Here is a 13,388-nt window from a genome sequence, read left to right on the forward strand (position 1 = left end):
ATCCCAATTCCTATTGTTATATGGTTTCTGCTAACATGGTTAGGGGTTATTTAGAGGAAAATCAATACCCGAATATTCTTGATGAGGATACTTTTTTTAGCTACTTATTAAGAACGTCAGAGACCAATAAGAAGACCAAATCAACCTTTGCTTAATAGATAAATGATGAATGATCTTTTAAATATTGTTTACAGGAAAGATACTGATGATGATCGTTGGGTTATTCCTGAAGTTATTAACCAGGACATGTACTGTATTAAAAGCCGATTTGCGCACATTGAACCTTTAACTCAAAGTTATGTGATTGATTGTGGTGCTCATATTGGTGCATTTTCGATAATGTGTGCCAGGCATCTAAAAAACGTTGATGTGATTTCCTTTGAACCAAACCCCGATAGCTTCTGGTATTTAAATGAAAACGCTAAAAGGTTTGGAAAAATAAAGGCATTGAACAAGGCAGTTTCAGTAACCAACGGGACATTAAATCTTTATTCACCAGATCAAAGTGATTGGAGTGGGCGATGGACGTCGATACCAAATTCCAATGACTTTTTATCTGTTGAATCTGTTGGGTTATTTTCTTTCATCAACGAACTTGACAGGGACGTTTTCATACTGAAGTTAGATATTGAAGGTTACGAAGAATTTCTAATTGAGGCATCAAAAGAAGAGGATCTAAGAAAGATACATGCGATTATTATTGAAACACATACAGATAATTTTAATCATCAGAAGTTAAAAGACTACGGGTATAATTTACTATTTAATCCGGATATCTCTGCCGCAAGGCAGTTTGTTTATTCAAAGAATTAAGATTACACTTTATTTAAACACATGTTACGCACAGCACTTGAATTTTTATCAGATGAGCTCAACGCTTATCTTAAACGCAAGGACGCCACAAACTTCGGAAATGAAGATATTGTAATGATCTCTTCACTGATGACTCCTGATGGAACATTTGCTGTTGTATCAGACGGCGGTGAGGTATCTAAAATAATTTTAACGCTGGTAAACCTGGAGGAAGATCGCGTTTCTGATGCTCAATACAACTATCGGAAAACAGATGACAAGATTCAAATAATTAATCCCCCGGTTAACCTGAATGTATTTGTTATTTTTTCTGTCTTTGCTAATAACTACTCTACCGCATTAAGACTACTATCTTACGTAATTTCATTCTTTCAAGGCAATCAGGTCTTTGATAGCGATAAGTATCCTGGGATCAATGCAAAAGTTGATAACGACAAACCATGGCAAAAGGTGGGTCGTTTGCTGGTCAATTTACATCCCATCACTTTTGAACAACAAAATAACCTTTGGGCAGCACTTGGTGCAAAGTACATGCCTAACGTAATTTATAAAATCCGAACCATGAGTTTCATTGATCTTGAACCTAAAATGGAAGCACCTCCAATTACAGAAGTTACCATTAGCGACAATTAAGTTAACCTCCAATCTTTTTGTAATGATAAAAATAAAATATAAAGCACTTTTTTCAGTGGAGTTTCCCCATACATTTTACAGTTCGGGTAAATGTCCTGATATAGCTTTGCAGCCATCTGAAGACTGTAACGTTCTTATGAAATCACTGGGATTACGTTTTCTGCCAAGTGATTTCGGCGGAAAATTATATGCAAAAGTGAATAGTCTGGATGTAATTAGAAATCCTTTAACAGAGGGAACAAAATTTACTTTTCTACTCAAGCTGAAAAACAGTTTCTTTGAAAACATCACCGATCTAAATACCAGTAAGCCAGCTAGCAGCCGTTATTATTTCAATAACCTGAGTTCAAATCTATTAGCGGGCGAGCCACTGCTTGTTGCAAACAAAACCAAGAAAACCGTGTCTGAGGCAGATTTAATTCCCTTTGTAAGTAATGCCTTTTCTTTTGCACATAACAGTAACCTTGCAACTCAAACCGGAAAACTAGAATTTATAGACAGCGGAGAGAGTTTACAGCAGCTATTGGATAACTCCAATAACGTATATAATTTTTCTTTTGATCTTAATAAATCAACAGGAGGCCGGACGCGCTTTTTAATTGAAGGAACCGAGAAGGCATCTTTTTATTCAATCAATCCCCATGAAATTTCTGATGTATTTGGAGTAATCGAAATTTTTTATAAAAGCAATTTGAGTTCAGCCTATCAATTTCAAAATAATGATCATTCGATCAGCACAAAAAAATATAAAATTCCGTTTACAAATCGCTCAACAAAATGGAGATATATCATTACCAAACAATTTAACTCGTCGATAACAACAATAAATGTAGCTAAAACGAATGGTTCATCAATAGATTTTACATTGCTGGGAAGCTCACCACCAGGGAAATTTATTTTTACGTCCAACAATGTATTACCACTTAAACAAGATCCAATTGCGGGGATTAAATTGACAGACAGTACAAATAAAGTGATTATAGCCAATTTACCAAATCCTCCTTTAAATCTCATAAGAACAGAAGGTTCTGATACTTTCTCAGATATTTTAATCACAATCTAATTAAAAACCTACCAACATGGCAGATGTATTTAAAACCCCCGGGGTCTATATACGTGAGATCCCAACGTTTCCACCTTCCGTAGCTGAAGTGGAAACTGCTATTCCTGCATTCATCGGTTATACTGAGAAAGCAACTTTTAACGGTAAAGATCTTACGCTGTTACCCCAGCGAATTAGTTCATTGCTAGAATATGAACAATTGTTTGGTCTGGCCCAGAAGGAAACAGCATTTACTGTAACCATTACAGACACTACCAATAGTGATTCTTCAGTTGCAAGAACAATCTCAATTGATAAGGCAGCCGCAACGAGTTCAAGGTTCAAACTATACTATGGGCTGCAGATGTATTTCGCCAATGGAGGAGGTCCGTGTTACATAGTGTCAGTCGGCCAATATCCTTCTTCAGCTCCTTCTGATACTGACATTGCATCACAAAAACTGCAAGATGGTTTAGCTGCAATAGCGAAAGTTGATGAGCCTACCTTACTGCTTTTCCCGGATGGGCCTTCTTTAGATTCATCAAGCTATTATTCACTGATTAATCAGGCACTAAATCAATGTTTTCTGCTTCAGGACAGATTTACCATTATTGATGTAATACAACAAAAGGGCACGCCTAACGACATTAACAGCTCAGCGGATGATTTTAGAAATGCTGCAACCCTGGGTAGCAACCTGGATTTGATAAAATATGGAGCTGCTTATTTCCCTTATCTGGAAACTATATTAAACTATCGATTTGAAGACAATGACGTAAACGTAATTTACAAAACAGTTGTTGGAGGAGTAACAACCACCCAAACTGTCGAAACTCCTGCTAGTGATCCGGGAAATATTAGTCTGGCAAGTATTCTAAATCCGCTGTCTACTTTAAAAGAATCAATAAAAACAGGTCTGAATCTTCAGAAACCTCCTGCAACCGTACCAACATCACCTGTTACCCCACCAGCAGTTACTGGCAATACGGAGCTATATAATGTTATCAAGCTCCAGCTTCAAAAAATAACGATTGTTATGCCACCTTCATCAGCAGTTGCAGGTATTTATGCTGCTGTTGATAGTTCAAGAGGTGTTTGGAAAGCACCTGCCAATGTCTCACTATCTTATGTAAATGCGGCATCGTTAAAAATTTCTCATCAGGATCAAATGTCATTAAATGTAGATCCAACTTCAGGTAAATCAATAAATGCGATAAGGTATTTTACGGGTAAGGGAGTGATGGTATGGGGAGCCAGGACACTGGCCGGAAATGACAATGAATGGCGTTATGTCCCAGTGCGTAGGTTCTTCATTTTTGCAGAAGAATCTATCAAAAAAGGAACCGAATGGGTTGTTTTTGAGCCAAACGACGCCAATACCTGGGTGAGGGTAAGGGCCATGATCGAAAACTTCCTGATTAAACAATGGAGGGCAGGAGCGCTTGCAGGTGCTAAACCGGAACACGCATTCTTTGTTAGGGTTGGTTTAGGTGTAACTATGACCGCGCTTGACATATTGGAGGGCAGAATGAATATTGAAATTGGCATGGCAGTAGTACGTCCGGCAGAGTTTATCATTCTCAAATTCTCTCATAAACTTCAGGAATCTTAATTAATCAGCTTTAAAAGCTCATCTAAAACAAAATAAAATGGCAACTTATCCACTACCAAAGTTTCATTTCCAGGTTGACTGGGGCGGAACCAAAATTGGCTTTACGGAAGTAAGCGGATTAAATATCGAAAACAAACTGATTGAATATCGTGACGGAGCATCGCCAGAATTCAGTAAAATTAAAATGCCCGGTATGAGGGAATTTAGCAACATCACACTAAAACGAGGGGTTTTTGCTGCAGATAATGAGTTCTATCAATGGTTAAATACCATAAGCCTTAATACTGTTGAAAGGCGGGATGTAGTTATAAAACTACTTAATGAAAATCATGAACCTGTAGTAACCTGGAAAATTAAGAACGCCTTTCCAATTAAAATACAAAGTACAGATCTAAAGGCTGACGGAAGTGAAGTTGCTATTGAACAACTTGACCTGGCCCATGAAGGGCTTACTATACAAAATGGTGATTAACCTATAATATTATGAGTTTAATCAGTGGTATCATTGATGGATTAATCTATCCACCTGTTGGCTTTCATTTTCTTGTTGTATTTGAAATGTTCCCGCAAACGCCTCAGGATGTGCGTTTCCAAAGTGTAAGCGGATTAAGTGCAAGTATTACAACAGAAACTGTGGCCGAAGGCGGGGAGAACAGGTTTAAACACCAGTTTCCCGGCGTTCCTCAGTACAACAAACTGGTACTGAAACGCGGATTGTTTCTAGGGTCTTTTGTAAGTCACTGGTGTCGGGACAGTATCGAAAATTTTAATTTTCAGCCCAAAAACATCCTTGTGAGTTTATTGAACGACAGTCACATTCCGCTAAACGTATGGCATGTTTTTAATGCCTACCCAACTAAAATTGACGTCTCCGAATTCAATGCAGAGCAAAATACAATGGTAGTAGAAACATTAGAGTTAACCTACCAGTATTTTAAACCTATGGGGCTCGATGATTTGTTAATGGGGGCTGTAGGCGCCGTTGGGGGCGCAATAAGCGGAGGTGTCTCTGGATCTGTAAGTTTTTAGATTATGCCGATTATAATAAACGAAATCGAAATCGCTGTATCTGTGTCTGATGATGCTTCTTCTTCAGGGGCTCATCAGGGCAGCAATACTCCTTCAAAAGAAGACATCATTAAAGAATGCGTAGAGCAGGTTATGGAAATCCTTAAACAAAAAAATGAACGGTGACCATGGGAATTCTTGATGCCTTAAATCCCTTTAAGCCTGCTGATAAGCTTAAAATTGAGTCATGGGAGAAAATTGATCGGGCAGGAGACTCGGAGAAAACATTTTCTACTTTTATTAATCCTGATGAAATTACGCTTAATTACACTGTTTTATCAGAGCAGAATCCTGCAAGTGGAGCAACAGGTAATGCAGGGCCATTTCTTGGCACTACACCATTTGAAGTTACATTAAAGTTTTTTTTAGATGGTACAAATGCCACAGGAGTTCCATTGGATGTTAAGGATAAGATTATTGAATTTTATCAAACTACAGGGTATGATGGTAAAGGGCATAGGACTAGATTTCTTCGTATAAATTGGCCAGGTTTAATTTGGTACAGGGCCAACCAGTTTGCATTTGATTGTATCTTAAAAACAGCAAATATCCAATACAAACTATTTAATAACGGAGGCAAACCACTTCGGGCAATTATTACAGCAACTTTCATTGAAAAAAGAGCCAAGGAGCAAATTGAAGCCGAAGAAGATAAAAAATCCGCAGACCTTACCCATATCCGAATTGTAAAAGAGGGGGATACATTACCAGCAATGGTTCATAAAATTTACGGCAATTTTAAATATTATCTGGAAATAGCAAAGGTTAATAATTTGAAAAATTTCAGGGATTTGATACCCGGACAGAAATTGGTTTTTCCACCTTTTGATAAGAATGTAAAATCGTAAGGCAATGGCTGAAGAAAGAATGATTCCTGAAGTTGAGTCGGTTGCTGAATTCAAACTCAAAATAAACGGCGAAGATGTACCTCAATCGGTAGCTAAGCAATCTGTTTTTGTTACCAAGGTGGTCAATAAGATATCTTCTGCCATTTTAGTTTTTCAGGATGGAGATGCTTCTGACGGGATATTTCCATTAACTGATGGAGATTTATTCAGCCCAGGCAACGAAATAGAAATTGAAGCAGGGGATTCAGACACTACTGTAAATATATTCAAAGGAATTATAATTAAACAATCACTCAAGATAAGAACGGGTATGGCACCGTTGCTTACAGTAGAATGTAGGCACAAAGCAATAAAAACAACGATCGGTCGTAAGAATGCCTATTTTCATGATCTCCCTGATTCGGATATTATCACCCAGATTTTAGAAGATGCGGGTTTTACGGATATCAACGTTGAATCTACCGATGTAACTTACAAAGAAATGGTTCAATACAATTCTACTGATTGGGACTTCATTTTAAGCAGGGCAGAAGCAAATGGTAATATCATATTGACAAACGACGAAAACATCGTTATTAAAAAACCCACGGTTACCGGCGAGGCCATTCTCTCGCTTTTACATGGAGCAACAATTATAGAACTCGATGCAGAGATGGATAGCAGAAATCAATATACTTCAGTAATTGGTAAAGCATGGGATATGGCCAACCAGGAAATAGCTGAATCCACAGCCAACGACCCTTCTGATTTAGAAGAGCAGGGGAGCTTTACAACAACAGAGTTAGCTTCAGTTGCCAGCCCCGCTGAAATATCGCTAAACCATTCGGGTTCAATAGATCCACAGGAAACTCAAGCCTGGGCCGATGCAGAGTTGTTGAAATCCAGATTATCGAAAATAAGAGGCAAAGTGAAATTTCAAGGTATTGCTAACATTAATCCGGGCGATGTGGTGGAATTGAATGGGCTAGGCCAACGATTTAATGGAAAGGCTTTTGTAAGCGGTGTAAGACACGATTATACCCTGTCAAACGGATGGAAAACACATGTTCAGTTTGGTCATAGTCCTGATTCGTTTATGGAAGAAAACCATATTGTTGCACCAAAAGCCGGCGGATTATTACCAGGCGTAATTGGGTTACATACCGGCATTGTTACCGATAATGAGGACCCTGATGGAGAACAACGTGTTAGGGTAAAAATGCCTTATATTAATGCGAATGATGATGGAGTATGGGCAAGGATAGCCCTAACAGATGCGGGAAATGAAAGAGGAATGTTCTTCAGACCAGAGCTTGACGATGAAGTGCTTCTTGGTTTTTTGTACGATGACCCTCGTCAGCCTGTTATTTTGGGCATGCTTCACAGTTCCAATAAAGTTCCACCGATACAACCTTCAAATGACAACCATAAAAAGGGTTACACTTCCCGCGAAAAATTGAAATTGACTTTTGATGATGACATCAAAGAAATTAAAATTGAAACCCCTGGAGAAAACAAAGTATTCATTAGCGATGATAAACAAGGCTTTAGTGTTGAAGATCAGAGTGGAAATAAAATCATTACTGAGCCTTCGGCTATTACAGTAAAAGATGCCAACGGTAATGAAATAAATATAGATATCAATGGAGGACTGATAAAAGTACATGGAAATACAAAAGTAGTGGTGGATGCCCCTCAGATAGAACTTGTTGACGGTGCTTCTCATCCACTTGTATTTGGAGATGAATTACTTACTTACCTAAACCAAATTGTAAACATATACGCTACACATATGCACCCTGGTGAGACCGCGCTGGGATTACCTGTGAGTCCTGCACCACCCGTTCCTCCAATGCCACCAGCTACACCAAGTCTATTATCAGTAAAAGTTAAAACAGGATAATTATGGCCTTAATTCCAGGAACCCCCTCAGATCTTGCCGGAAGCATGGCAGAAGCAATTCAGGCTGCATTCAATGAGCATTATCCAGAAGTAATGGGGAAAAATCCTCCAGAAACAAATAAACAGATGACGCTTTTATGTGTGGCAGTAGCCATAGGGGTAATTAATCATTTAAAAGCTCATCCTGAAGCTTTTGTAATAAAAACAAAGTTCAATGATGATACGCTATATAACGCGGTAGTTGAAATTATTTGACCCATAAACATAAAGCAAGTACCAAATATTAAAAAATTATGGATAAGCTTAAAGATGTATCCGAACTTTCATTTCTTGGAAGAGGATGGAGTTTTCCTCCAACTTTCTCTAAGCAAACTAACCGGGTTTTAATGACCTCCGACGAGGAAGATATAAATAAGAGTTTGGAAATTTTATTGTCGACAACCATTGGAGAAAGATTTCTACAACCTTTATACGGTTGTAATCTTGAAAACTATGTGTTCGAAGCAATGAGTACTTCAACAGAAACTTCAATAAAAATAACTGTAAAAAACGCCATTCTAATGTTTGAACCAAGAATTAAGTTACTACTTGTAAATCTTCTTGATGATTTCATTACTGAGGGCAGAATCGATATTTCTGTTGATTATGAGGTAATCAACACCAATACCCGTTTCAATCTTGTTTATCCGTTTTATCTTAACGAGGCTAATAATAAATTGGCATGAGCGCTAAAGCAATAGATTATAAAGTTATTCTTAAACGCGACGGGCAAACGCAACAAGAACGAATGTCAGCGTTATTAGATCCTGCAATTGCGCCCGTCGATCAACGTACAAAAGCAGATTACTATAAGTTTGTACAGGAGGTTTCAAAACATGTCAAGTTTTTTGATATTGATGCTGTTAACAAAAACCTAACAGAAAGTGGCCAATGGGATAGCTTTTTCGATTTAAGTATCGAAGAGATAAATGCAATGGCAAACAACAAATCATTGCCTCCACACCTCGCTTTATGGAACACTTTTATCGAGCTGATGGAAAAACCAAAGGCTTTGATGAATACCCTTACACAGCGCCACCTGGACTTTTACTACCACGATGTTTTAAAACTAAACCAAGCGCCACCAATAGCAGATAAAGCACACGTAATTTTTGAACTTAAAAAAAATACTGAAAATACTTTATTAACCGCTGGCACATTACTTTTAGCGGGTAAAGACAATACAAAGAGAGACATTGGATATAAACTTGAGCAAGATATGGTGGTAAACCCATCAAAGGTGGCTCAGCTTAAATCCCTTTATGTTAACCCTGTTAACCGAAATGTTGTATTTCACGCTCCAATAGCAAATTCCAAGGATGGGCTAGGCGCTATTCTAGACCCCGGAAATCCAAAATGGAGTGGTTTCGGTAATTCCTCAATGCCACTGGCGCAGATTGGCTTTTGCCTGTCGAGTAGCATCTTGAAAATGAAAGAGGGCACCAGGAGCATTAAAATATACCTAACGCTAAGAGGGCTTGATGCATCTGCAAAAAATAGTGTACTCACCTCCAATCTTTTTAAAGTAAGTATTACCGGAGAAAAGGGATGGATAGGACCAAAACTTACTTCAGCAGTAATAACATCATCAGACAATCTCAATTATAGAATAGAATTTACTTTAAATATAAGCAAAGATGAGCCTGCAGTAATTGTTTACGATAAGGCTGCACACGGTGGAGAATTTGATACGACCAATCCAATATTACAGATTATTGTAAACAATGAAAAAACAGATTTCGGTTATCAGAATCTCATGAATGCCGAACTTGTAGATGCAACTATAGAGGTTGATGTTCAGGGTATTTCTTCAATAGAACTCGAAAACGATTTTGGAACATTAAATCCTAAAAAACCTTTTAAACCATTCGGGCCTTTATCAGAAGAAAATTCTAATTTTTATATTCTTCATGAAGAAACCTTCTCAAAGCGCCTAAAAAGCTTTTCCCTTGATGTAGATTGGAAAAATATTCCAGATTCCAACCTTAAAACTTATTTTGCAAATTACGGCAATTCAAACATAAATAATAGTTATTTCAGTGCGTCTGCTGCATTTAAAGATGGTTATTCCTGGAAAAAAAGTTACGAACCGGTAAAGCTCTTCAATGTATCAAACGCTCAGTTACAAACCAGTTGGAAATTTACTAATCCCGATTACGCCATTTTATTTCCATTTTTTATACTTCCACAGTTTTATACCCCATATTACATTAATCCGGGGCAATCGGTATTGCAAACAGTAAGCAGTAAAATGTCTTATCTGTTACCGGGATTCTCCAACATTCAGCAAAAGGTCAATTTCGTAAATGCTAAATCAGCCCAAACGCTTCAATTATATAAGCCCGCACTACAGCTAATTCTTAATCTCTACAAAGACATCCGCAAAGGCCAGTTACATCTTAAACTTGACAATAGTTTTTTGTTTAAAGATTACAGGGAAAAATATACCGCTGAAATTTTAAGATATAGTCTTAGCGGAGGAGAACTTAAGCTCCCTGCAGAACCATTCTCGCCTGAAATTCAATCAATTTCTTTAAATTATACGGCAACAACAGCCAAAATTAATTTTAGTGGAACCTCATTAAATGATTATGTTGATGAAGAGATTGAATTATTTCATTATGGTGCCTTCGGGCAGGCAAGGGAACATGCTTATACCCGAAGCAAACACTCGTTTCTAAACAATACTTTAGTAAAACTGGTACCACAGTATAACACAGAAGGCGAGTTACTAATTGGTTTGAGTGATTTATATGCAGAAGATTCCGCAAGTATTTTATTCCAGATAGCTGAGGGAAGCGCAAATCCAGAAAAACCGAAAATAACTTTAGAATGGAGTGTGCTCTGCGATAACTATTGGAAAACACTTACAAACGATGATTTTATTTTTGATACCACTAACGGCTTACTTGCCAGTGGAGTTATAAAAATAGTCATACCAAAAGAAGCTACAACATCTAACACAATTCTACCTGGCAATTTACTTTGGATAAAAGCAGCGATAATAAAAGATACTGATAGCGTTTGCAACCTGATTGATGTGCAGGCAAATGCCGGAATTGTCATTTTTGATGATCAGAATAATGATCCATTGCGTTTGGCCAAAGCGCTGCCAGCCAATACAATTACCAAACTAAAGATTGAAACTGCGGCAATTAAAAAAATTACCCAGCCTTATTCTTCCTTTGGCGGTGCGGTAAAAGAAAATGATGCTGCGTATTATACTCGTGCAAGTGAACGTTTGCGCCATAAAGAAAGAACCGTTGCCATTTGGGATTACGAGCGTCTTATTCTGCAGCATTTTCCAACGATTCACAAAGTTAAATGCATTAACCATGCAACTATAGGTTCATTTTATTCACCTGGAAATACATTAATTGTGGTAGTTCCTGATTTAACCAACCACAATGCTATTGACCCTTTTAAACCAAAGGTTGATAAAAATACGCTTGATGAAATCAATACTTTTTTAAGTAAGCATTCATCTGCCTGGGCATCTTACCAGGTGGTGAATCCAAGTTATGAGCCAGTAAAAGTATCGGTTAGTTTAAAATTAAAAAAGGGCTATGAGTTTAACTATTATCAAAAGGTAATCAATCTGAAATTACAGGAATTTTTATCCCCCTGGATGAACAATACAGGAAATGACATTCATTTTGGGGGTAAAATTACAAAGTCGATGGTCATTAAATTTTTAGAAGACCTCGAGTACATTGACTATCTGACTGATTTTTCTCTTTATAAATTTTCTCCAAATAAAAGAGCCTTCGGAAGAAATGTAGAAGTTGCAGAAGCCTCTAATCCCGCATCTATTTTGGTGTCACATACTCAGCATAACATTGTAAGCGATTCATCAAGTTCTTCTATAGCACTTCCCAGAACAATGAAATTATTAATCTGAACTAAAATAAACCTCTAATTCACATGAGTGAAGCACTAAGTATTTCGTCGAAAAAACCGCAAAGCGATGCTTTTGATTATGAAGAACTACGAAAAACGGGTATTGGATCTATTGAAAAAACAGGCTCTGATATCTGGACAGATTACAATGTTCATGATCCGGGCATTACCATACTCGAGTTGCTTTGCTATGCAATTACTGATTTAAGTTATAGAACAAACAACACCATTCCTGATCTGCTTGCCACATCTAAAGATGCAAGGGAAAATATTCTAAAGCACTTTTTTTCAGCTTCAAAAATATTTCCGAACAAGGCAGTAACCATTAACGATTACCGCAAGCTGATTATCGATATTGAAGGCGTAAAAAATGCCTGGTTGCAGAAAAGGAGCCTTGGTATGTTTGCCGACATTACCCTTAAAAAACTTCAATTCACACAGCCAGAAAGCCTTAAATGGGAACCTGTTGATGTGTTGGGCTATTATGATGTACTAATAGAGTTTGATACCAATGTTGCTAATGATAGTAAAGAACTGATAAAAACAGAAGTATTGGAACTGGTAATGCAGAACAGGAACCTTTGTGAAGATTTTTTAACCATTAATGAAATAACTACGCAAGAGTTCAGGCTTTGCAGTGAGATTGAAATAAAATCTGATGCTGATCCGTTTGAGACCCTTGCAGAACTATTTTTTAATATTCAGCTCTACCTGACACCGCTTATAAAATTTTATTGGTTAAATGATCTCATTGATAGCGGCTACACTTCGGATGTGATATTTGAAGGACCGTTACTGATTCATGGTTTTATAAAAGAGGAAGAACTTTTAGCTTCCGATCTGAAAAAGGAAATCCATCTTTCAGACATTATGCAGCAAATGCTTAATGCATCTGGAGTAAGCAATATCAACTCAGCAACAAATGGATAATTCCAGTTAAACGAGGTAAACAACCAATCATAAACATTTTGGATTCAAATGTCCTGATTTATAAAAATGGCATTCCATTAAGGCCTGATATGAATATCATAAAGAGCAGGTTCGACAAATCGATGAACGATTATATTACTGGTAATGATCTGGTAAGAACTGAAGATATACAATTTGACACAGGTACTTTTGAAGACATAGGGAACTATTATTCTATTCAAAATCACTTTCCAAAAAACTATGGAATAAGCCACTGGGGCCTACCAGAAAATGCAACCGCAGAACGTGTTGCCCAGGCAAAACAACTGCAAGGATATCTGTACTTTTTTGATCAGCATTTGGCCAATTCTTTCTCACAACTTTCAAATCTGGGCAATCTATTCTCCACTGACATCCAGAAAAACACCTATTTCGCAAATACGGTAAGGAGTTTTAAAGACGCTGACGAGATTTTTGTAGATAATGCTACTATAGATACAAAAGTACAGACTGCTGCAGAGGATAAAATTACATACTACAAGCGTCGCAACTTGTTTCTTGATCATTTGCTCTCCAGGTTTTCTGAATCATTCTCTGAGTATGTAAACGTGCTTTATTCGGGCTTTACCTCAAACCCTAAAGA

The 13,388-nt window shown here is 37.4% G+C and carries 14 protein-coding genes; all 14 read left to right on the plus strand.

What is annotated here, in order from left to right; genetic code table 11:
* Nucleotides 1–162: 162 nt before the first annotated feature.
* Nucleotides 163–813 (plus strand): FkbM family methyltransferase, encoded by a 651-nt coding sequence (locus AC1DDX_RS12730; protein WP_337716202.1) that lies wholly within the window; start codon nucleotides 163–165, stop codon nucleotides 811–813.
* A gap of 21 nt (nucleotides 814–834) precedes the next feature.
* Entirely contained in the window at nucleotides 835–1,446 is a 612-nt protein-coding gene (locus tag AC1DDX_RS12735) for a Pvc16 family protein (protein ID WP_337716204.1), read from the plus strand.
* Nucleotides 1,447–1,468: 22 nt separating this feature from the next.
* Entirely contained in the window at nucleotides 1,469–2,509 is a 1,041-nt protein-coding gene (locus tag AC1DDX_RS12740) for a hypothetical protein (protein WP_337716206.1), read from the plus strand.
* Between the two features lie 16 nt (nucleotides 2,510–2,525).
* Nucleotides 2,526–4,100 carry a phage tail sheath family protein gene (locus tag AC1DDX_RS12745; RefSeq protein ID WP_172662895.1) on the plus strand — a complete coding sequence of 525 codons (1,575 nt, stop codon included), beginning with the start codon at nucleotides 2,526–2,528 and terminating at the stop codon, nucleotides 4,098–4,100.
* Nucleotides 4,101–4,137: 37 nt separating this feature from the next.
* Complete coding sequence (locus AC1DDX_RS12750; protein WP_048905512.1) at nucleotides 4,138–4,572, plus strand: phage tail protein; 435 nt, start codon at nucleotides 4,138–4,140, stop codon at nucleotides 4,570–4,572.
* 11 nt (nucleotides 4,573–4,583) lie between these two features.
* A complete protein-coding gene (locus AC1DDX_RS12755; RefSeq protein WP_172662896.1) occupies nucleotides 4,584–5,129 on the plus strand; it encodes a phage tail protein in 546 nt (181 codons plus the stop codon).
* 3 nt (nucleotides 5,130–5,132) lie between these two features.
* A complete protein-coding gene (locus tag AC1DDX_RS12760) occupies nucleotides 5,133–5,294 on the plus strand; it encodes a DUF5908 family protein (protein WP_172662897.1) in 162 nt (53 codons plus the stop codon).
* Between the two features lie 2 nt (nucleotides 5,295–5,296).
* Nucleotides 5,297–6,016 (plus strand): CIS tube protein, encoded by a 720-nt coding sequence (locus AC1DDX_RS12765; RefSeq protein WP_172662898.1) that lies wholly within the window; start codon nucleotides 5,297–5,299, stop codon nucleotides 6,014–6,016.
* A gap of 4 nt (nucleotides 6,017–6,020) precedes the next feature.
* Nucleotides 6,021–7,898 (plus strand): type VI secretion system tip protein VgrG, encoded by a 1,878-nt coding sequence (gene vgrG, locus AC1DDX_RS12770; RefSeq protein WP_172662899.1) that lies wholly within the window; start codon nucleotides 6,021–6,023, stop codon nucleotides 7,896–7,898.
* Nucleotides 7,899–7,900: 2 nt separating this feature from the next.
* Nucleotides 7,901–8,152 (plus strand): hypothetical protein, encoded by a 252-nt coding sequence (locus AC1DDX_RS12775; RefSeq protein ID WP_172662900.1) that lies wholly within the window; start codon nucleotides 7,901–7,903, stop codon nucleotides 8,150–8,152.
* A gap of 38 nt (nucleotides 8,153–8,190) precedes the next feature.
* Nucleotides 8,191–8,622 (plus strand): GPW/gp25 family protein, encoded by a 432-nt coding sequence (locus tag AC1DDX_RS12780; RefSeq protein ID WP_172662901.1) that lies wholly within the window; start codon nucleotides 8,191–8,193, stop codon nucleotides 8,620–8,622.
* A complete protein-coding gene (locus AC1DDX_RS12785; RefSeq protein ID WP_337716208.1) occupies nucleotides 8,619–11,837 on the plus strand; it encodes a baseplate J/gp47 family protein in 3,219 nt (1,072 codons plus the stop codon). The genes AC1DDX_RS12780 and AC1DDX_RS12785 overlap by 4 nt, the downstream gene beginning before the upstream one ends.
* Before the next feature lie 23 nt (nucleotides 11,838–11,860).
* Nucleotides 11,861–12,766 carry a hypothetical protein gene (locus AC1DDX_RS12790; RefSeq protein ID WP_477622115.1) on the plus strand — a complete coding sequence of 302 codons (906 nt, stop codon included), beginning with the start codon at nucleotides 11,861–11,863 and terminating at the stop codon, nucleotides 12,764–12,766.
* Between the two features lie 89 nt (nucleotides 12,767–12,855).
* Nucleotides 12,856–13,388: hypothetical protein (locus AC1DDX_RS12795; protein WP_477622116.1), on the plus strand; the 533-nt coding region annotated here is incomplete at its 3' end.

The organism is Pedobacter sp. 10L46_2 (assembly GCF_056395165.1).